Here is a 21,714-nt window from a genome sequence, read left to right as displayed (position 1 = left end):
TAAAGCATGAAAATAACGACACAAATGGATGGCGATATGCAAAGTACATACGCGACATCTCTATTAAAGCAAGAACAGTTTCCTGAAAGTTTGAAATTTTACTTTAAAAGGAAACATTTCAAAGATCAACAAGATCAATTGTCTGAACTTCAAGACCTTGTTCGCCCTCGTTTGAGAATTGCAATTGTGACTGAAACATGGCCACCAGAAATTAATGGAGTCGCGATGTCGATGATGCAATTATGTCAGGGCTTACAGCGTCTCAGTCATAAGATTTTACTGGTTCGCCCTGTACAGAAAAATGTCTGTACTGAGTTTCATCCAGATCAGGAATGCTTGGTGTTTTCACAACCTGTGCCGAAGTATCCAAGCGTTCAATTTGGTTGGCCACAATATCTCAAAGTGTCTAAAGCATTTGAAAAGTTTGCGCCAGATGTGGTGCATATCGTGACGGAAGGGCCTTTGGGTTTAACTGCATTACAAGCCGCAAAATCTAAAAAAATTGCTGTATCAAGTGGTTTTCACTCCGCTTTTCATGATTTTAGTCGATTTTTTGATTTGGCATTTTTAGTCAAACCTATTCAACGTTATCTCACTTGGTTTCATAACAGTACCGATGTGACGTGTGTACCTAGCCAATATACAGAGCAAGCTCTGCGTGGTTTTGGTGTGACTTGTCCGTTAGTTGTTGTTGGACGTGGAGTGGATACAGCAAAGTTTTCACCCAAACATCGTTCGCAACAGTTGCGCCAGCGATGGGGTGTGGATGCTCATACGCGAGTCTTGTTATATGTCGGTCGTCTCTCACCTGAAAAAGAAGTGGATGTTCTAATTAAGAGTTTCCATGCACTACGGGCTCAACAAGGTACTAATTTTAAATTTGTCATTGTTGGTGATGGTCCAGATCGCGCTCGCTTAGGGAAATTAGCTCAGTCCAATGATGTGATCTTTACGGGAAGTCTAAGTGGTCGTGAGTTATCAGAAGTTTATGCCAGTGCCGATGTTTTTACCTTTGCTAGCCAAGCCGATACCTTCGGGAATGTTGTGCTTGAAGCAATTGCGAGTGGACTGCCTGTGGTCGCTTATGACTATGTCGCTGCTCATCAACATATCAAACATGATGTTACAGGATGGTTGAGTCCACTGGGACATACCACTGATTTGATCCAATCGATTTGTCATTTACCTGCGCTCCCACAGCTTAGACAAATGGGGTTGCTTGCCAGTGAAAGCGTGCAAGAAACCAGTTGGCAGTTTCCTGTACAACAATTAGAACAAGCACTTTATCAAGTTGCCAAGGAGTCTCCGATGACTTCTAGCTAACGATTCTCATATAGGAGAAGATTATGAAATTTGAAAATGCAAAAATAAAAATACTTGATCTTGATTTAAAAGGGTGTTTATACCTAAATCATCTCTCACATTCACAGCGTGTTGCCTTGTTTTTTAAAACGATCAGTCGTTTAGGTGATGGGCCATTTTGGTACGTTATGTTGCTATCTGTATGGGCAACACAAGGTCTGGCATACGGCTTACAGATTCTGTATTTAATTCTCGCTGGTTCTGTTGGAACCTTGATTTATAAGTTTTTAAAACATAAAACCACACGACCAAGACCTTATCAGGTTCATCAGGTCATTGTACTCGGTGAGCGACCATTGGACCATTTTAGCTTCCCATCGGGACATACTTTACATGCGGTGATGGTCACGATTGTATTGGGTTATATACAGCCTGTACTGTTGATTTTGATGCTCCCATTTACGATCTTGATTGCCTTGTCGCGGATGGTACTGGGTTTACACTATCCAAGTGATGTGATTGTCGGCGCAATCATTGGTGCCTCAGTTGCAAGTGCGGTCATTTTACTGGCACCGAGCTTGAATATTATTTTGTAGTGAATCTAGGGAATAGGGCTATCGTTCAAATCGAATGATTTGTTAAAGTACGGGATAATCCTATTTTTTATTCAGGTTGTCATATGGGCTTACGTTGGACAGATACGATCGATATCGCAATTGAATTGGTTGAGGCACATCCTGATGTCGATCCGCAATGGATTCGTTTTACTGATTTACATGCGTGGGTATGTGCATTGCCAGACTTTAATGATGATCCAAACAAATCAACTGAAGGCTTATTAGAAGCGATTCAAATGGCATGGTTGGACGAAGTTCGTTAGAAATTCATCTGAAATCGTGGAACTTTTACAGATTCCAGCTGATTATTGGCGATGACATCGGTATAATGCGGCAAATTTTTTAATGTTTAGACCATAATGGGAGCCAATCATGGCGATTGAACGTACTTTATCTATTGTTAAACCAGATGCAGTTTCTAAAAACCACATCGGCGATATCTTTGCTCGTTTTGAAAAAGCGGGTTTAAAAATCGTTGCAACTAAAATGAAACACCTTTCTCAATCAGATGCTGAAGGTTTCTATGCTGAGCACAAAGAACGTGGTTTCTTTGGTGATTTAGTTGCTTTCATGACTTCTGGTCCAGTTGTTGTTTCAGTTCTTGAAGGTGAAAATGCAGTTCTTGCTCACCGTGAAATCTTAGGTGCGACAAACCCTAAAGAAGCTGCACCTGGTACGATCCGTGCTGATTTTGCTGTAAGCATCGATGAAAATGCTGCTCACGGTTCTGACTCAGTTGCTTCTGCTGAGCGTGAAATCGCTTACTTCTTTGCTGATAACGAGATCTGCCCACGCACTCGTTAATCCAAAGTATTCAAGCCAGATAAGTGGTATACTACTTATCTGGTTTTTTATTTTTTATAAATTGTGTTGTGTAAAGAATACACAGCATATTTAGCGCTGATATTGTTTAGGTAAATGTTCATGAGTTCTGCAGTGGTCGTTTCATCCGAAAATTTAGATGAAAAACAACAGTCTGTTTCTATGCCTGTGGTTCATGCTGCTGACAATAAAGTCAATTTACTGGGCATGTCACGTGCAGAATTAGAAAAGTTCTTCGAAGACTTGGGCGAAAAAAAGTTTCGCGCTGGTCAGGTGATGAAATGGATTCATCAATATTTTGTTACTGATTTTGCTGAGATGACCAATATCTCAGGTAAGTTACGTGAAAAATTAGAAAAAATTTGTGAAATCAAAGCACCTGAAGTGGTACATCGCAATTACTCAAAAGATGGTACCCGTAAGTGGGTGTTCCGTGTTGGCGATGGCGAAGGTTCTTTGGTTGAAACCGTCTTGATTCCTGCCGAAGATAAAACTGGCGCACGTAAAACCTTATGTATCTCGTCACAAGTTGGTTGTGCACTGGATTGTTCGTTCTGTTCAACAGGCAAACAAGGTTTTCAGCGTGATTTGACACCAGCGGAAATTATTGGTCAGCTTTGGATGGCAAACTATTCCTATATGGAAGAGGTGCCTGTTGCTGAGCGCGAACGCACGGTGACCAATGTCGTGATGATGGGGATGGGTGAACCATTACTCAATTATGATGCGGTATTGAGTTCAATGCAGTTGATGTTGGATGACTTTGCTTATGGCATGTCAAAACGTCGTGTAACCTTATCCACCTCTGGTGTAGTGCCAAAGATTGACCAATTGGCGCAAGATATTGATGTGGCATTGGCAATTTCATTACATGCACCGAATGATGAGCTGCGTAATGAATTGGTACCGATTAATAAAAAATATCCATTACAACAATTGATCGCTGCATGTCAGCGTTATTTAGCAAAAGATGGCAATGAAAGTGCGCGCCGTCATGTCACCATTGAATATGTGATGTTAGATGGGGTCAATGACCAGCCAGAGCATGCGCAACAGCTACTTAAATTGTTAAAAAATTTACCAAGTAAAATCAATCTGATTCCATTTAACCCTTTTCCGCATGCGCCATATGGTCGTTCAAGCAGAAATCGTATTATTGCATTCCAAAAAACTTTGTCTGATGCAGGATTTGTGTGTACGATTCGTCAGACACGTGGTGATGATATTGATGCGGCGTGTGGTCAATTGGTAGGGCAAGTTGCTGACCGGACTCGTCGTGCTGAACAATGGAAAAAGAAAGTGGCGCAGCGACAAGAAATTTTGCGCACACAAGGATAAAACTTGGGGACAATGCGTTGAATACAACTCGACTAAAAACGACCATAGCGATAACAGTTGTACTTATGGCAGGTGGCTTGACAGCTTGCCAATCGACACCATCTACGAAAGATCCAGAGAAAGCTGTTCAGGTTCGCACCCAATTGGCTGCGGAATATATTCGTACGCGTGATTTGGACTCTGCAAAACGTTCACTTGACCAAGCATTGAAACTTAATTCCCGTGATGCAAATGCCAATATGATGATGGGTATTTTGCTGCAACAAGAGGGAAGTAAGCTCAATATGGAAAAAGCAGATGCTTATTTTAAGCGAGCGATTTCATCTGAGCCAGACAATGCTCAAGCGCGTAATAATTACGGTACATACTTATATCAGATGCAGCGTTATAATGAAGCAATTGAGCAGTTCACGCGTGCTGGTGCAACCTTAGGTTATGATCAACGATTTCAATCACTGGAAAACTTAGGGCGAATCTATTTATTATTGGGCGATGTGACGAATGCTGAAAAATCATTCAAACAGGCGCTGCAAGCAAATCGAAATGCAACCATTTCAATGTTAGAGTTGTCGGAAATTTTCTATTTGCAACAAAACAATAGAGATGCATCCCAGTTATATGAACAATATGTTCGTAGCGTGGGACAGCGCAACCAAGGTGCTAGAGCACTTTGGATCGGGATACGCATTGCTCGAGCGAATGCGGATCAGTTAGGAATGCAAGTGTTAGTCAACCAATTACGCGCTTTATTTCCTGATAGTCCAGAATATCAACGTTATTTGCAATTACAGTACAGTACTGAGGCCGTATGGAAATAAATCCAAATTCACATCAGCCAACTGGCTCAACCTCGCCATCGTCAACATTGGGAAATATTCAACGACCTGGTGAGTATTTGCGTCAAATTCGTATTGCACAAAAGAAAGAACTTGAAGAAATTGCAAGCGTATTGAATATGCCAGTCAAAACGTTGACAGCATTAGAGCAGGATGAATATACCGCTTTGCCTGAGGCGACGTTTATTAAGGGCTATTATCGAGCATATGCGAAATGTTTAAATGCTGATGCGAGCGCGATCATTCAACGTTTTGACGAAATATATGCCAATGATACGGGGCTTAAAGCAAGCCATGCCTTGAATAATTCACCAATTAAAACCATGGGTAAATTGGCGGGTTCAAAAAGCGTACGTAATCGTAAATGGTTAAAACGTCTGGTGATTTTGGCTGTTGTTTTATTGCTGGGTTGGTTGGCTGTTATGGCTGTACAAAACTGGTCATCGAGTAGCAGTAAAGATGATGTCGATATTCCTAAGATTACCAATTCAGATATTGAAATTTTACCGATGGCAAACACATCTGTGGCATCGGGAGATCAGTTAGTATTGAACTTTAGCCGTCCGACATCCATTAATATTGTTGATGCAACAGGTAAAGTCCTTGCGACTGGTCGCCAAGCGTCAACATTAAATTTGAGTGGCGAATCACCATTTCAAATTCGCTTAGATGATGCGACTGCCGTAACATTAAGTTTGAATCAAGAACAGATTTCATTGCGTCCTTATACAGTGAATGGTAAAGCTGAATTCCGTTTATCTCGCTAATGCTAAATAGGTAGCTATACGATGATCGTGAACCCAATTAAGCGTCGTCCAACACGAAAAATCCGTGTGGGGTCGGTCTATGTCGGTGGTGATGCTCCCATTAGTGTGCAGAGCATGACCAATACTGAAACCTGTGATGTCGATGCAACGGTTGCACAAATCCAGCGCTGTGCAGATGCAGGTGCGGATATCATGCGTGTTTCTGTGCCATCGATGGAGGCAGCGGAAGCATTTGGTGCTATTCGTAAACGTGTTTCTGTGCCTTTAGTTGCTGATATTCATTTTGATCATCGCATTGCGTTAGCGGTCGCTGATTATGGCGCTGATTGCTTGCGTATCAATCCAGGAAACATTGGTTCGGATCAAAAAGTGCGTGAGGTGGTTGCAGCGGCAAAGCATCATGGGATTTCGATTCGTATTGGTGTAAATGGCGGCTCTTTGGAAAAAGACCTGCAAATCAAATATGGCGAACCAACTGGGCAGGCGTTGCTTGAGTCTGCGATGCGTCATATTGATATTCTAGATCGCTTAAATTTCCATGAGTTTAAAGTGAGCGTGAAAGCATCAAATGTTTTTTTAACCATGGATGCTTATCGTTTGTTGTCACAACAGATTGATAACCCATTGCATCTCGGTGTAACTGAAGCAGGGATCTACCGTACCGGTACTGTGAAATCAGCGATTGCGCTAGGTGGGCTGTTGATGGAAGGCATTGGTGATACCATGCGTATTTCCTTGGCTGCTGAGCCTGAAGATGAGATTAAAATCGGTTTCGATATTTTAAAATCATTGGGCTTACGTTCGAATGGCATTAACTTTATTGCTTGCCCAAGCTGTTCACGCCAAGAGTTTAATGTGATCCAAGTGATGCAAGCTTTGGAAGAGCGTTTAGAGGATATTCGTACTCCGATGGATGTATCGGTTATCGGATGTAAAGTGAACGGTCCTGGTGAAGCTAAAGAAGCTGATATCGGAATTGTAGGCGCATCACCGCGTTCGCTGGTCTATCGAAATGGTGAAAAAAGTCATTTAATTGACACCAATCAGTTGGTTGATGAAATTGAAACAATGGTTCGTCAACGTGTTCAAGAGCTTGAAGAAGCCAAATCTAAAGAAATTATTCGTAGTTCATCATGAGTTCAATCGTCGCTATCAAAGGTTTTAATGACATCCTTCCAACGCAAACTGCGGCTTGGAGAAGTCTAGAACAACAATTGGCATCTTTAATGGATGCTTATGGTTATCAGCAAATCCGTTTGCCTATCGTTGAGCAAACAGGTTTATTCAAACGTGCTATTGGCGATGCGACTGATATTGTCGAAAAGGAAATGTATACCTTTTTCGATAAGGGAACACCACCAGAGTCATTGACCTTACGTCCAGAAGGGACAGCGGGTTGTGTACGTGCAATGTTAGAACACAACTTACTTCGTGGCGCTGCGCCACGAGTATGGTATGTGGGACCCATGTTCCGTTATGAAAAACCGCAAAAAGGGCGTTATCGTCAATTTCATCAATTCGGTGTAGAAACTTTTGGTGTTGCAACGCCTGATATTGATGCTGAAATTATTCTCATGACAGCACGTTTGTGGAAACGTATGGGAATGGCGGAAAATGTGCGTTTAGAATTAAACACTTTAGGTGAAACGGATGAGCGCGCTGAGTATCGTGCCGCATTAGTTGAGTTTCTGAATCAACATAAAGATCAGTTAGATGACGACTCACAACGTCGATTAACCACTAATCCTTTGCGCATTTTGGATTCTAAAATCGAATCAACACAAAAGATTTTAGAAAATGCACCTAAATTGCATGATTTCTTAAAAGAAGATTCGCTCAATCATTTCCAACAACTACAGCAATATTTAACTGATGCTGGCGTTGAGTTTGTGATTAACCAAAAGTTAGTACGTGGTTTAGATTACTACAACAAAACGGTATTTGAGTGGACGACCACCATGTTGGGCTCTCAAGGAACAGTATGTGCAGGCGGTCGTTATGATGGTTTGGTCGGTCAGTTAAAAGGTAAGCCAGATCAATCCGTACCTGCGGTTGGTTTCGCGATGGGAATGGAGCGTTTGCTGCTATTACTTGAGCAAGTAGCGCAGACCAAAGATACGCGTGATTGTGAAGTGTTCCTATTGGCAGAGCCAGCATATCAAGCTAAAGCATTGGTATTGGCTGAGCAAATCCGTGACCAGTTAGAAGCTGCGAATAGCACGATTCGCCTCAAAACTGGTTCTCAAGGTAGCATGAAAAGCCAAATGAAGAAGGCGGATCAATCGGGTGCTGTTTATGCTGTGATTTTGGGTGAGCGAGAGTGGGATTCACAGCAGCTTCTGGTGAAAGAACTTGCAACGGCTGAACAGTCTCAGGTTTCTTTGGCTGAGTTGGCGCCATTTTTTATCGAAAAATTTAAACAATAAAACATTTAGGAAAAGGACAATCACATGAGTTTAAGTGATGATGAACAACTCGACAGTTTGAAGTCGTTTGCTAAAAAATATGGTTCTGCAATTATTAGCGGGATTCTGATTGCCTTGATTGCCTTTTTCGGATGGGAATATTGGCAGAAGAAAACTCAAGCTGAAGCTCAGAATCAGACGGCTAAAGTGCAAAAGTTGATCGATGAGGCTCAAGCACTTGCTGGTCAACCTAATGCTTTTGAGACGATTTCTGAGGCGGCGGATAAGATTGTCAAAGAAGATGCCAATTCTGTACATGCGATTCAGGTTCAATTGTTATTGGCAAAACTAGCTTATGACAAAGATGACTATGCAGCAGCTGAAAAGGCGCTGAAGAAAGTTGAAAACTCGACGATCAAAGATACCGGGTTGGTGCAAATTGTTAAATTACGTTTAGCAGATGCGCAACTGGCGCAGAAAAAATATGATGAAGCTTTGAAAACCTTAGATAAAGTGACTGAACCAACGTTCAAAGCGACTGCTGATGAGCTACGTGGCGACATTTATGTTGCAAAGCAAGAGACAGAAGCTGCACGTAAGGCCTATCAAAGTGCATGGGATAATGTGGTCGAGCGTAAGTTAGAGCGTCAGCTTTTACAAATTAAACTCGAAAGTGTTGGCGTTTTAGTGGATGATCCTGAAGTTGAGCGCCCGATCTTAGATACCAATGTGGATGAGTCTTAATGCAGAATAAACTAAAACTACCATTGGCAATCGCCATTGCTTCAGCTTTATTTGTAGGTTGTTCGAGTAATAAGGTAAAGCCTGTAAAGCCGAACCCATTACCAAAAATTACCCAAGAGCAAAGTTTAAACCTTGTGTTCTCGCAAAGTGTTTCATCGACCAGTGCTGCAGATGCTATTCGATTGCAGTTGGACACGGATAATGGTGTGATTTTTGCTCCTGATCCAGATGGTCAGGTGTCTGCTTACCAAGGCAAAGAAAGACTTTGGAAAAGTAAAATTACCAAACAAGAGCTGACCGCTGGTGTTGAAGCTGGTGAAGGTGTTGTGGTTATTGGGAACCGTAAAGGTCAGTTATTTGCACTTGACCAAGCAACAGGTGAGCAGAAATGGACTGCACAATTGTCGGGTGCAATTTTAACACCTTCTTCGATTCAGTCTGGTCGTGTGATTAGTTTGGCAAATGATGGAACTGTATTTGCTCATGATGTTGCTACAGGGCAACAAGTTTGGGCGTATAAGTTGCCAAATGTACAATTCAGTTTACGTGGTCAAGCCGCACCAGTTCGTTTAGATGATCGTACTGTCCTGATCGCTTCAGCAAATGCATATATTTATGCAATTGATGTGATCAGTGGTATCCCAAGATTTCAACGTCGAGTTGCAATCAGTGAGGGACGCTCTGATATTCAACGTTTGAATGATATTAATGGTGATCCTGTTGTCGCAGGGCAGTACTTGGTGACTACAAGTTTCCAAGGACAAGTTACTGTTACTGATCTAGCAACCCAACGCGTGGTTTGGAGTGAAGATGCAAGCAGTACTAACCGCCCTGAAGTTGCTGAAGATAAGGTCTTTGTTTCAACTGTAGACGGCAAGTTAAATGCTTATGATCTCGCGACAGGTGAGCTTGTTTGGCAGAACGAAAGCTTGTTAAATCGTAAGCTTAGTAATCCAGTTATGCTTGGACAAAACCTTGTAGTTGGTGATTTAGATGGTGTTTTACATCTGATAGAACCAGCCACAGGACGTTTGGTTGGTCGTGCTAAAACACGTGGAGATGTTCGTAAATTACGTGTGATTAATGATCAGCTTTACGTTTCCACTCAAAAAGGTGCATTAAGCATTTGGCAGAATCGTTAATTTTATCCAAGCTTGTGGTAAAATTAGAAAATAGGGCATGGCAAAATACCATGCCCTGCATTTTTTATAGAATTTAAATTTCAACATAAATTTTTCAATCCGAATATGATACTCGTTAAGGGCATCCGCAACCTGAGCGAAGATACATAAAGCACTGCTTTGTCTGGGTGTAAGACGAGTAGCTCTGCTGCGAATATTGTATGCGAATTGAGTCTTGTACTATGGATAACTGTCTTTGCCTTTACGAAGCTTCAAGTGCTTGTTTGGGTAAAAAGAAAGTCAGTCTAACTGAAAGCTTATCCAAGTATTGGGTGATAAATCAGCAAGACACCATTATGATGATTTTAAAAATCTAACTCAGATTAAGGTAATTTATGAAACCCGTTATTGCGCTCATTGGTCGTCCAAACGTCGGAAAATCAACGCTATTTAACCAAATCACTAAAAGTCGTGATGCTTTGGTTGCTGACTTCGCTGGTTTAACTCGTGACCGCAAATACGGAGATGCGGTATATCAAAATAAATCATTTATCGTCGTCGATACCGGTGGTATCGGTGAAAATGAAGGTGGTATTGACTCTTACATGGCGGAGCAGTCAAAAACCGCGATACATGAAGCGGATATCATCGTTTTCGTGGTAGATGCGCGTGCTGGTCTATTGGCATCAGATGAACAAATTGCACGAGAACTACGCACCTTAGGTAAGAAGGTTTATTTAGTTGCTAACAAAGTGGATGGCGTCCATGCTGAAGCAGCTTTAGTCGAGTTTTATAAGCTCGGTATGGGTGAGCCATTGCAAGTAGCTGCAAGTCATGGTCGTGGCGTACAGCAAATGTTAGAAGATGTACTTGCAGAAGTACCTGAAGATGAAAATCCTGAAGAGCATAATAAAAATACGGGTTTGCGTTTAGCGATTATTGGTCGTCCAAACGTGGGTAAGTCAACACTCGTTAACCGTTTATTGGGTGAAGAACGTGTGGTGGCTTTCGACCAACCAGGGACAACCCGAGACTCGATTTATATCCCATTTGAACGTGATGGCCGCCAATATACTTTGATTGATACGGCAGGCGTACGTCGTAAAGGTAAAGTGGATGAAATGATTGAGAAATTCTCAATTGTTAAAACACTACAAGCGATGAAAGATGCCAATGTGGTCGTAATCGTTGTAGATGCTCGTGAAGGTATTGTTGAGCAAGATCTACATTTGATCGGTTATGCACTTGAAGCAGGTCGTGCGATGGTGATTGCGATCAACAAGTGGGACAACATGACCGAGTATGATCGTAAGCAATGTAAACTAGATGTTGAGCGTCGCTTTGATTTTATTCCATGGGCGAAAATTCATTTAATTTCGGCATTACATGGCACTGGGGTGGGTGAGTTATATCCATCCATCCATCGCGCTTATGAATCATCGAATTTGAAAGTTTCACCAGCAAAACTCACTCAAATTCTAAATGATGCAACAGAAGCACATCAGCCGCCAATGATTAGTGGTCGACGTATTAAAATGCGTTATGCGCATATGGGTGGTCAAAACCCGCCGACGATCGTTATTCATGGTAATAAGGTCGATAAGACACCAGCAGACTATCGCCGTTATCTCGAAAATGTATTCCGTAAAGTCTATAAGCTTGAAGGAACACCCGTTAAGATTGATTTTAAAACGTCTGAAAATCCATTTGAAGGTCGTAAATCTCAGGTGGATGAGCGCGTTGCGGCACGTAAACGCCGTTATGTTCAGAAATTCAAAAAGGCTGAAAAGAAATTTAAGCGTTAATATAAATAGATCTAGATTGGCCCAAAGTTCGCTTTGGGCTTTTTTATAAGGAGGGACCAATGACCATACGTAAAATCGAAATACATCTACAGGCATTGGCGCAACTGCTGAAAAAAAATAAAACAGATTTTGCTGATTTAAGCAGCTTTAATTTATATAAACAACAGCAAATAAGAGCTTACCGTGACCAGCTTTTGGCTGAGCACTTGCAGAGTGGTATTGAAGCGCTCAGCTTTGCTAAACATGAATATGGTAAGCCTTTTTTAAGCTCTCATTCTTTACATTTCAATCACTCACATAGCCAGCACTATTATGCTTTGGCTATGAGTAAACGTGTGCAAGATATAGGTGTTGATGTCGAGGAGTTAGATCGAAAAGTTCGATTTGATGCTTTCGCACAACATGCTTTTCATCCTGATGAATATCAAATCTGGCAACAAGAGCAGAACAAAGAATATTGGTTTAAGGTGTGGACGACGAAGGAAGCAATATTAAAAGCTTCGGGTTTGGGGATTCGTTTAGATTTAAATAGTTTAAATACACAGGTTCATCCTGAACAGACTGGGGGAGTGTGTATGCATCCCCTGATCGGAACATTTGCCTATCAAAATTTTATCTTAAATCGTATTGTGATAACTGTGGCATGGCGAAGTGAGCAGTCATGCCGTGGGTTCCAGTTTCCACAGCTTCAAATCATTCAGCACTGATGTGAATAAAAAAATGCCAGTGGTTACACTGGCATTTGGTTTAAATCTAGAGAAGCCGAGATTTAAGGAATCTGATCATCTTCAAATTCAGGTTTGACTTGCACGATAAAGTCTTGACGGCTTAGACCACGCCATAAAGCATAGGCTGTACCAATGTAAATCGATGAGTAAGTACCAACAAAGACTCCAACAATCATCGCTGCTGAGAACCAATGTAAGCCATCGCCACCCAAGATAAACATGGCAACGACAACCAGTAATAAGGTTGCAGACGTATGAATGGTACGACGAAGTGTTTCAGTCAAAGCAATATCAATAATTTCTTGAGAACTTGTGTCACGGATCTTGCGGAAGTTCTCACGAATACGGTCTGAAACGACGATGTTATCATTCAACGAGAAACCGATAATCGCAAGCAGAGCTGCTAAAACGGTTAGATCGAATGGCCATTGGAATAAAGCAAATGCACCAATAATGATGACAATATCATGGAACAGTGACATCACTGCCCCCATTGCGAGTTTAAACTCAAAACGAATGGTGACATAAATCAGCATTAAAATGAGTGCAAGCGCGACCGCACCGGCTGAACGCACATAGAGTTCATTTCCAACTGCACCACCAACAGCATCCACTTTATGTACATTCACCATATTATTCGGTAACTGAACTGCTTGAGTGATACTTTGGCTAAGATCTTCTACTACTAGATCATCTTGTACAGGCATACGAACAATCAGATCAGTCGTACTTCCTAAAGTCTGAACTACAGCATCTTTAAAACCCGCTTGATTAAGTGCTTGTGTCACCTGTGAAGGTTGAACTGGATTTTGATAGTTCAATTCAGCAGAAACACCGCCGGTAAAATCTAAGCCAAGATTCAGTCCTTTGGTTGCAATAAAGAAAATACTCGCAATGGTCAGTAAGATCGAAATAATCGCAGCAGGTTTAGCGATCTTCATAAATGGGATGATTTTTAAATCATCTGGACGACCGTATTGTTTTGAGTCACGTTGAGTCAGATCTGACATATCAATCTCCTTAAATACTCAACTTGGTCAAATTACGGCGTTTGCCATAAATGAGTTGTACGATTGCACGCGTCACTGTAATTGCAGTAAACATCGAACAAACAATACCGATCATCAAAGTGACAGCAAAGCCTTTGATCGGACCTGTACCTATTGCAAATAAAATAAATGCAACAAGGAATGTGGTTAAGTTGGAATCAACGATGGTGTTATAAGCGCGATCATAACCTGCAACAATGGCTTGTTTCGGTGATGCACCCCATCGCATTTCTTCTCGAATACGTTCGCAGATCAATACGTTCGCATCGACTGCCATACCAATGGTAATGACAATACCTGCAATACCTGGCAAGGTGAGGGAAGCACCTAACCATGACATGACCGTTAAAATCATCGCAAGGTTGAAAATCAGGGCAAAGTTTGCAATCAAACCAAATAGACGGAAGAACACCACCATCCAAATTGCAACTAAGATAAAGCCAATAATAGTTGACTGAACCCCTTTCTCGATATTTTCTTTACCTAAGCTAGGACCAACCACACGTTCTTCAACGAAATACATTGGCGCAGCAAGCGCTCCCGCACGCAACATCAGTGCAAGTTCAGCAGCTTCTTGAGGTGAATCTAGACCTGTAATACGGAACTGTGAACCCAACACCGCTTGAATCGTTGCTGCATTGATGACAACTGATTCAGTATAAGGTGTACGAACTTCGGTTTGTGCCCCTGTTTCAGGATCAGTGACGTAGCTAATACGTTGTTTATTTTCAATAAACAAGACCGCCATACGTTTTCCAACTGCATTACGTGTGCCATCAGCCATGAGCTTGCCACCCGCACTGTCCAAGGTAATATTTACCTCAGCACCACCTGTATCTTGGCTAAAACCAGAGCTCGCATTTTGTACACGTTCACCCGTTAAAATACGATTGCGGTTAAGCAATAAGTCACGGCCACTGTCTAGAGATTCAAAAGCAAAAACTTCTGTTCCTGGTGGCACAGGTTGTCCATTGTATTTACGTGTATAAGGATCGATATATTGATCGTTACTATCTGCAACCAAACGGAACTCTAGGTTGGCTGTACGACCGAGGACACGTTTTGCTTCAGCTGTATCTTGGATACCCGGTAACTCAACCACAATACGGTTGCTACCTTGAGTTTGAACCAAGGCTTCAGCAACCCCTAATTCATTGATACGGTTGCGAAGAGTCGTTAAGTTTTGGTTGACAGCGTAGGATTGGATTTCCTGACGACGAGCATCAGTATAATTCAATCTTAATGTTGCACCAGTCGCTGTGGCAATGGATTGCTGATTAAACTCATTACCATTACGACGTAAGAAATCAGCCGCTGCATCACGATCTGCATTGCTGGCAAATTGGATGGTAATTGTATTATTGTTTAAAGCGAGGTTATTGAACTTAATTTTGTTGTCACGGAACTGACGGCGTAAATCAGTTGCGGATGTTTCCATGCGCTGACTAATTGCCTTATCCATATCAACTTCGAGCAAGAAGTGTACACCGCCACGTAAGTCCAAACCGAGTTTCATCGGTTTCGCCCCAATCTTTTGCAACCAAATAGGAGTGGTTGGTGCAAGGTTGAGTGCAATCACATAGTCATCGCCTAGATCACGACTGAGGATGGCTTTTGCTTTGAGCTGTTCTTCAGATGAGCTTAAACGGAGTAAAGCTGCATTATTGGAGAAACTACCATCATGACTGCTAATATTGGCCGTTTTTAAAATCTGCTCAGCTCTTTGCACTACGCTCTGATCAATTTGAGTACCTGCTTTGGCGCCCGAAATCTGGACAGCAGGTTCATCAGGATACAGGCTTGGAAGTGCATATAACGTACTGATCACAAAGACAACGAGGATCAGTAAATATTTCCATGCAGGGTAACGCATTCGCTTTCTTCTTAAATGAAAAAGTCGTGCTTAGGCACGACTATCTTAATGATTAAAGGTTATTGAGTGTGCCTTCAGGTAAGACTGAAATAACACTTGCACGTTGGATTTTTACTTCTACACCGCGGCTGAGTTCAACTGTTGCAAAGTCGCCATCTAAGCGAATAATTTTGCCCATTAAGCCACCCGCAAATACGATTTCACTACCAACACCTAAGCTTTCAACCAAGCTACGATGCTCTTTGGCACGTTTTGCTTGTGGACGCCAGATCAAGAAATAGAAGATCGCAACAAATACAGCGATCATCAATAAGTTTGCCATCAAGCTTGGGCCTTGGGCTGCTGCATCAGCAGCATGGGCAGTAGAAATGAAAAAGCTCATTTTAATTTCCTAAAGTTTAAAAGGTCAAAAAATTGACATTAAGTTCCAATTCGTTTTGCAATGTACCTTGTCTTGGCGTTACGTGCAAATCTTGATAGATTAATTTGGACAAGGTGGCACATCTAAACCACGACGTGCATAAAAATCTTCAACATAGGCATCAAAAGTGCCATTATCCAAGGCATCACGCATGCCTTGGGTTAAGCGCTGGTAGTAGCGTAAGTTATGGATTGTGCCCAACATAGATGCCAGCATTTCACCGCACTTCTCTAAATGATATAAATAGGCACGACTAAAGTTTTTACAAGTGTAACAATCACAATGTGGGTCTAAAGGCCCTTTATCATGACGATATTTACTGTTACGAATTCTTACCAGCCCATCGGTGACAAAATAGTGACCATTACGTGCGTTTCGTGTTGGCATGACACAGTCAAACATGTCGACACCACGACGAACAGCTTCAACGATATCTTCTGGTTTTCCTACACCCATTAGATAACGTGGTTTGTCTTCGGGCATTTTATTTGGAAGATAATCCAATACTTTGATCATTTCTTCTTTAGGTTCACCTACTGATAAACCACCAATGGCATAACCATCGAAACCGACTTCTAGTAAACCTTTGAGTGATTCATCACGTAGGTCTTCGTACATCCCACCTTGAATAATGCCGAATAATGCATTTTTATTCTTGAGCTCATCGTGATGGTGCGTTTTACAACGTTTTGCCCAGCGCAATGAAAGTTGCAATGATTTTTGTGCTTCTTCATGAGTGGCTGGGTAAGGTGTGCACTCATCAAAGATCATTACGATATCTGAATTAAGCACATGTTGAATCTCCATTGAAATTTCTGGAGATAAAAATACTTTTGAACCGTCGATCGGTGAGCGGAAAGTCACACCTTCTTCTTTGATCTTACGCATTGCACCCAAGCTGAACACTTGGAAGCCACCAGAGTCAGTCAAAATCGGCTTATCCCATTGGATAAACTCATGCAGGCCACCGTGCTCTTTGATGACTTCTAAGCCTGGACGTAAATATAAATGGAAGGTGTTACCTAAAATAATCTGTGCCTGAATTTCTTCAATATCACGAGGCAACATGCCTTTTACCGTACCATAGGTACCGACAGGCATAAATACAGGTGTTTCAACAACACCATGTTCTAAGGTAAGTCGACCACGACGGGCGCGTCCCGACTGACCTAATTTTTCAAATTTCATGACACTATCCATCAAGGCGAAAAAACAGTTCGCTGATCAAAAGCGGGTATTTTCCTTGATTATGGCGTGTAGTTCTACTACTAAATGTAGCTAGCGTTAAAAATTTGGTTTGTAGTCAAAATTACGGTCAATTACTTGATCTCGAAAAGGACGAATCGCTTTCTTTGCTAAGGTCATGGTATTGACTAAGTTGTTTGGAAAAATCTGAATGTGATTATTAAATAACTCGACATTACGGTTAAATATGGTGATTGCTGCACCGACATTTTCATTTTGTTCTTGAATATCATCCATCATTTTGCTGTACAGCGTGTCAGCTTTTAGTTCTGGATAGTTTTCTACAACGACATTTAGACTACGCATCAAATCGGTATTTAATTTTTCAATCTGCTGCAATTTAGCAATATCGGTGTCATTCACATTCAAATTCATGATTTGCTGACGTAAAGCCGTCACTTGCTCTAGAGTTGATTTTTCAAACACAGTGTATTTACTGAGCGTATCTTCTAAAGCCTCTAAGGTTTTGACTTTCTGGCGTTCGAAATTGGCAACTTCTGCCCATGCACGTTTGGTGGCATTGAAATATCGCACAATCGTATTGCGGATATGAATCCCCCAAACAATTAAGACAACGAAAATGCCTAAGAAAATAATTAAGCCTGTCATCGCCATACCCCTTTATTTTGTCCCTTTCGACTTATGCTATGTATGAGCCGTTGAGGGAAATTTTATCGAATTAAGTTAAGCATCAACTCTTGAAACCTTTGATATTGAGGCATGGTCATGGTGCGTAAATGTCCACGCAGTGCAGGAATATCATTGATTTGATCGCGCTTACTGGTTGTTTGTAATAGGTTTTGTTCCCCAACATAGCAAAGTATTTGCTCTTGATGATGATAAATTAAATCACCTTTAAAGTGTTGAAAAAAATCATGTAATTTTAGGGTCATACTTGGACTAATGCTTTTAGCCAATTCATGTTGACTACGGCCAAAAATTTTTAGATTGCGATTCACCGAAATATCACTACTTTCCCAAACACTACCATAAGGTTCAAAAAAACGAGAGCGTTGATTGCTGACAGCGATACCTAGGTTGGGCATTTGGAAAAATAAAAGCCCCCCACAAATCTTTGTGAATTTCCTTGACGATTTTTTTATCACTCGTTTTATCTTGGAGGATCGGCATTTCACTGACATAGTGATATTGAAAGATGAGAACTTGATGCTCAGTTGTTCCATCATGCCACGTCGTAGATGCATATTGGGTAATTTGGTTGGATTCAGTACCACGATAAAACAATGGAAAGAGTTGTCGTAGTCGATTGATGACCAAGCTGGGTTGTGCTTGAATTGGGAGATAGGTTGGGAGTTGCTGGAAATTTAACTGATAACGTAGCGTCATCATGCGTTGTTCGAGAAACTCGGTCACCTGAATTAAAGGTTGTTTTGGCTCATAGAGAAGATAAGCTAAAAATCCTGTCAAAAATGCAGCTAAAAAGCTCCAAATGAACTGAATATGCGGATGAATAAAGTAGCCAAACACTAAGCAACAGACACTAACGATGGTGAGAAGCAAGGGGAGTACATTAAAAAAATGTAGATCATGTGCTTCACCCCACGGATGTAACTTGTCGAGTAACTCTTGATCATTGGTTGATTTGTTTCCAATATCCCAAAGCCGAGCGATATTACGGAAAACCTGAGCATTTTTTTTACGTCTTATATGAAGCGCTTGTTGTACAGTATCGATCGGCATGGAAAGGATCAGTTCATTATAATAGGTCGATGATGAGTGGATTATGCTTTAAATTTCAGAAACTAAGAAGTGCAGATGCAAAATCTATTGGCTTTTTTATTTGAGTTGGTTTTATTGGATAAAAATAGGCTAAACCATGATTTAGCCTATGGAGATATATTTAAACAAGTTTATCAATCAACATAGCATCGCCATAACTAAAGAAGCGATAGCGTTGCTCCACTGCATGTTTATACGCAGCCAATATGTTATCTCGATTCGACAACGCTGAAACCAGCATCAATAAGGTTGATTCAGGCAAATGGAAGTTGGTAATCAGACGATCCACGATACAGAACTGATAACCTGGATAGATAAAGATTTGGGTATCACCTGTCCACGCTGCAATTTGACCTTGATTGGCTTGTGCTGCACTTTCTAGGGCACGGGTCGCCGTTGTTCCCACTGCAATGACTTTATTGCCACGCGCTTTGGTTGCCAAAATCAGGTCAATGGTCGCTTGTGGTACGTCACACCATTCACTGTGCATAATGTGATTGGTAATGTCTGTAGTACGTACAGGCATAAATGTGCCTGCACCGACGTGCAAGGTCACAAATGTTTTTTGTACGCCTTTAGTGGCTAGTTTTTCTAATAAGCTTTGGTCGAAATGCAGACTGGCTGTTGGGGCTGCAACGCTGGCAATTTTTTCAGGATCGTGGAACACAGTTTGATAACGTTCGGTATCAATCTCTTCGGCTTCACGATTGAAATAAGGTGGAATCGGCAGCTGACCGTATTGATCCAGTACCGATAGAATCGGTTGTGAAAATTTCACCACAAACAGGTTTTCGTGGCGACCTTGTACGGTGACAGGAACAGCATCTTCACCGATATACAGTTCGGCACCTGCTTTGGGTGAGTTGCTTGATTTGATATGGCAATGGGCCGTGTGAGTATCCAACATGCGCTCAACCAGAACTTCGATTGCACCACCTGTCGCACGTTTACCTTTTAAGCGTGCTTTCATGACTTTGGTGTCATTCAGTACCAGCAAATCACCGTCTTCAAGTAGATCGAGAATATCGGTAAAGGCGTGGTCGTGATATTGACCTTGAGTATCGATATGGAGTAGGCGTGATGCGCTGCGGCTTTCTAATGGGTAGCGAGCGATAAGTTCATCTGGGAGATCAAAAGAGAAGTCGGAGAGTTGCATATTTTTCTTTACCACATATGAAAAAACCCCAAACTTTTAGTGCTAGTTTGGGGTTTTGAAATTTTGGTCCCGAGGGTCGGACTCGAACCGACACGTCATCTCTGACAGCGGATTTTGAGTCCGCCGCGTCTACCAATTTCACCACCTCGGGAAGAGTGCGATGCTTTGTGTTGCGTATAATACCTTGTTTAAATCACTTGTCAATCATGCAGATTTAACAGTTGCTGAATTTTAGAGCAATTTATCGTTTTTTTAGGTTTTTTTATAAAAATTGTTCAAAAATTACTATTTTTATAATAATGAAATAAATTATTGTTGAAATTTCACGTTTTGTTGCGAAATTGTCGTAAGCAGCAATTGCCTTTTATGTTAAAGTTTGTTAATACTAAGTGATGGTTTTCACATTTTTTTTAATAAAACGTAAATAACCAAATAATGATAATATTCGAGAGGCGGGCATGGCTATTCAATTATTAGAATTACAGCAAGCCGATAAGCTAAGCGCTTGTAAAATTTCACTTTCTTTGGGTCTTAACTCAGAGCAAAACTTGATTGAACAATTCCTGCAATTTAATCGTAAATTGATGCAGGCAAGTACCGCATTGCTCGCATTCCACCAAGAACCCTATTTATGGCATCGTTGCCCAGAAAAACTACAAGCAATTGATTCTACAAAAATTGCAAAAAGTCTAAATACATTATTTGTCAATAATGATCTGATTGATTGTGATCATCCACGCTACCCAAGTTTGATGGCTTTTCTTAATGTTTTCAAGAAGAAAGTCCAACGTGCTGTTGCGTTGCATTTAAGACATCCAGATCAGACATCCTTGGGATATGTGATCCTATTTGATGAAGAGGCGCAGGCCTTCTCAAAACTACAAACAGAATTATTGCAAGCACATTGTCGTAACTTTATGCAGCAGCTTGAGTTGAAATTTAATCATGATGAATTAAAGGAACTTTATGAGCAAGAAGCTGCGCTCAATGTTAGTAAAACTAAGTTTTTCTCGATTATCTCGCATGATTTAAGAGCACCATTTCATGGATTATTGGGGTTCTCAGAGATTCTGGCGAAAGAACGTGAAACCTTAGATGAGTCGAGTATTCAAAATATTGCTGATTATCTGCATGATACCTCGCAATCAACATATAACTTATTAGAAAGTCTACTCAATTGGGCGATGGCTGAAGGAGGGCGTTTTGTTTATCACCCAATTAATTTTAAGTTGCGTCAAATAACCAATATTGTGACTGATATTTTAAAAACTTTGGCTTTGAAAAAGCATATTGAATTGGTGAATGAGGTCGATGAAAACCTCAAAGTTTATGCTGATATGAATATGATTACTTCTGTCATCCAAAATCTTGTTTCAAATGCGCTGAAGTTCACCGATGTGGATGGTTCAGGCAAAGTTTATATTAAAGCAAAGGCATGTGGTGACGTTGTTGAGATCTATATTAAAGATACGGGTTTAGGTATGACCCCAGATCAGCTCAAAGATTTGTTTCAACCACGTATAACCATCAGTTTAAAAGGCACCGCAGGTGAGAAAGGTGCAGGGCTGGGGTTAGCGTTGTGTAAGCGCTTTGTTGAAATGAATCATGGGAAGATTAGTGCCAGTTCAAAAGAAGGAGAAGGGACTTTGTTTAAGGTGGTGTTGCCTGTTGCGCGAGAGCATGTAGAATTTGTGCGTTGAGCAAAATAAAAGTCAGGAAAAATTAGTCTAAACAGATTTTAATCC

At 41.2% G+C, this 21,714-nt stretch carries 19 protein-coding genes, 1 tRNA gene and 2 pseudogenes; 14 read left to right on the top strand and 8 right to left on the bottom strand.

Going from position 1 to position 21,714, the window contains the following annotated elements; all coding sequences use genetic code 11:
* Window positions 1-6 precede the first annotated feature (6 nt).
* From HMPREF0023_RS13905 to HMPREF0023_RS13845, 13 genes are all read left to right on the top strand, one after another.
* Entirely contained in the window at window positions 7-1,323 is a 1,317-nt protein-coding gene (locus tag HMPREF0023_RS13905) for a glycosyltransferase family 4 protein (RefSeq protein WP_008942388.1), read from the top strand.
* A 23-nt stretch (window positions 1,324-1,346) separates the two neighbouring features.
* Window positions 1,347-1,898, top strand: coding sequence for a phosphatase PAP2 family protein (locus tag HMPREF0023_RS13900; protein WP_004640826.1), 552 nt, complete (start codon window positions 1,347-1,349; stop codon window positions 1,896-1,898).
* An 83-nt stretch (window positions 1,899-1,981) separates the two neighbouring features.
* On the top strand, window positions 1,982-2,182 hold the full coding sequence (gene iscX, locus HMPREF0023_RS13895; protein WP_004640824.1) for a Fe-S cluster assembly protein IscX: 201 nt from the start codon (window positions 1,982-1,984) through the stop codon (window positions 2,180-2,182).
* Between the two features lie 109 nt (window positions 2,183-2,291).
* Window positions 2,292-2,723: a nucleoside-diphosphate kinase gene (gene ndk, locus HMPREF0023_RS13890; protein WP_004640823.1), complete on the top strand. Its 432-nt coding sequence runs from the start codon at window positions 2,292-2,294 to the stop codon at window positions 2,721-2,723.
* A gap of 120 nt (window positions 2,724-2,843) precedes the next feature.
* Entirely contained in the window at window positions 2,844-4,079 is a 1,236-nt protein-coding gene (gene rlmN / locus HMPREF0023_RS13885) for a 23S rRNA (adenine(2503)-C(2))-methyltransferase RlmN (protein ID WP_005083389.1), read from the top strand.
* 17 nt (window positions 4,080-4,096) lie between these two features.
* Window positions 4,097-4,897 carry a type IV pilus biogenesis/stability protein PilW gene (pilW, locus tag HMPREF0023_RS13880; RefSeq protein ID WP_026056343.1) on the top strand — a complete coding sequence of 267 codons (801 nt, stop codon included), beginning with the start codon at window positions 4,097-4,099 and terminating at the stop codon, window positions 4,895-4,897.
* Window positions 4,888-5,682 (top strand): helix-turn-helix domain-containing protein, encoded by a 795-nt coding sequence (locus tag HMPREF0023_RS13875; RefSeq protein WP_004640817.1) that lies wholly within the window; start codon window positions 4,888-4,890, stop codon window positions 5,680-5,682. The genes pilW and HMPREF0023_RS13875 overlap by 10 nt, the downstream gene beginning before the upstream one ends.
* A 21-nt stretch (window positions 5,683-5,703) precedes the next feature.
* Window positions 5,704-6,819 carry a flavodoxin-dependent (E)-4-hydroxy-3-methylbut-2-enyl-diphosphate synthase gene (gene ispG, locus HMPREF0023_RS13870; RefSeq protein ID WP_005083384.1) on the top strand — a complete coding sequence of 372 codons (1,116 nt, stop codon included), beginning with the start codon at window positions 5,704-5,706 and terminating at the stop codon, window positions 6,817-6,819.
* Window positions 6,816-8,108, top strand: coding sequence for a histidine--tRNA ligase (hisS, locus tag HMPREF0023_RS13865; protein WP_008942386.1), 1,293 nt, complete (start codon window positions 6,816-6,818; stop codon window positions 8,106-8,108). The genes ispG and hisS overlap by 4 nt, the downstream gene beginning before the upstream one ends.
* Window positions 8,109-8,132: 24 nt before the next feature.
* The gene (locus tag HMPREF0023_RS13860) at window positions 8,133-8,831 is read left to right on the top strand and encodes a YfgM family protein (protein WP_004640812.1); all 699 of its coding nucleotides are present in this window, start codon (window positions 8,133-8,135) and stop codon (window positions 8,829-8,831) included.
* A complete protein-coding gene (bamB, locus tag HMPREF0023_RS13855) occupies window positions 8,831-9,973 on the top strand; it encodes an outer membrane protein assembly factor BamB (protein ID WP_004640811.1) in 1,143 nt (380 codons plus the stop codon). The genes HMPREF0023_RS13860 and bamB overlap by 1 nt, the downstream gene beginning before the upstream one ends.
* 374 nt (window positions 9,974-10,347) lie before the next feature.
* Window positions 10,348-11,757, top strand: coding sequence for a ribosome biogenesis GTPase Der (gene der, locus HMPREF0023_RS13850; protein ID WP_004640809.1), 1,410 nt, complete (start codon window positions 10,348-10,350; stop codon window positions 11,755-11,757).
* Window positions 11,758-11,816: 59 nt separating this feature from the next.
* Window positions 11,817-12,464: a 4'-phosphopantetheinyl transferase family protein gene (locus tag HMPREF0023_RS13845; RefSeq protein WP_008942385.1), complete on the top strand. Its 648-nt coding sequence runs from the start codon at window positions 11,817-11,819 to the stop codon at window positions 12,462-12,464.
* A gap of 62 nt (window positions 12,465-12,526) precedes the next feature.
* Here the strand turns inward: HMPREF0023_RS13845 and secF are convergent, their stop codons facing one another.
* The 8 genes and pseudogenes from secF to HMPREF0023_RS13805 all read right to left on the bottom strand — a co-directional run bounded on the left by secF (window position 12,527) and on the right by HMPREF0023_RS13805 (window position 20,120).
* Entirely contained in the window at window positions 12,527-13,495 is a 969-nt protein-coding gene (secF, locus tag HMPREF0023_RS13840) for a protein translocase subunit SecF (RefSeq protein WP_008942384.1), read from the bottom strand.
* 10 nt (window positions 13,496-13,505) lie between these two features.
* Window positions 13,506-15,407, bottom strand: a complete 1,902-nt coding sequence (gene secD / locus HMPREF0023_RS13835; protein ID WP_004640806.1) for a protein translocase subunit SecD — start codon at window positions 15,405-15,407, stop codon at window positions 13,506-13,508.
* Window positions 15,408-15,459: 52 nt separating this feature from the next.
* Complete coding sequence (gene yajC / locus HMPREF0023_RS13830) at window positions 15,460-15,789, bottom strand: preprotein translocase subunit YajC (RefSeq protein WP_004640804.1); 330 nt, start codon at window positions 15,787-15,789, stop codon at window positions 15,460-15,462.
* 99 nt (window positions 15,790-15,888) lie between these two features.
* Entirely contained in the window at window positions 15,889-17,016 is a 1,128-nt protein-coding gene (gene tgt, locus HMPREF0023_RS13825; protein WP_017396715.1) for a tRNA guanosine(34) transglycosylase Tgt, read from the bottom strand.
* Window positions 17,017-17,112: 96 nt separating this feature from the next.
* Window positions 17,113-17,682, bottom strand: coding sequence for a LemA family protein (locus HMPREF0023_RS13820; protein ID WP_005083367.1), 570 nt, complete (start codon window positions 17,680-17,682; stop codon window positions 17,113-17,115).
* A gap of 62 nt (window positions 17,683-17,744) precedes the next feature.
* Window positions 17,745-18,774: pseudogene (locus HMPREF0023_RS13815) on the bottom strand (hypothetical protein).
* Between the two features lie 160 nt (window positions 18,775-18,934).
* Window positions 18,935-19,969, bottom strand: a complete 1,035-nt coding sequence (queA, locus tag HMPREF0023_RS13810; protein ID WP_017396714.1) for a tRNA preQ1(34) S-adenosylmethionine ribosyltransferase-isomerase QueA — start codon at window positions 19,967-19,969, stop codon at window positions 18,935-18,937.
* A 64-nt stretch (window positions 19,970-20,033) separates the two neighbouring features.
* A tRNA-Leu gene (locus HMPREF0023_RS13805) sits at window positions 20,034-20,120 on the bottom strand.
* Window positions 20,121-20,427: 307 nt separating this feature from the next.
* On the opposite strand from HMPREF0023_RS13805, the pseudogene HMPREF0023_RS13800 reads away from it, so the two are divergent.
* Window positions 20,428-21,700: pseudogene (locus HMPREF0023_RS13800) on the top strand (sensor histidine kinase).
* Window positions 21,701-21,714: the final 14 nt, after the last annotated feature.

Origin of the sequence: Acinetobacter sp. ATCC 27244, assembly GCF_000156555.1 — a bacterium.
Lineage (GTDB): Bacteria > Pseudomonadota > Gammaproteobacteria > Pseudomonadales > Moraxellaceae > Acinetobacter > Acinetobacter haemolyticus.
This window is presented reverse-complemented; position numbering and strand designations above follow the sequence as displayed.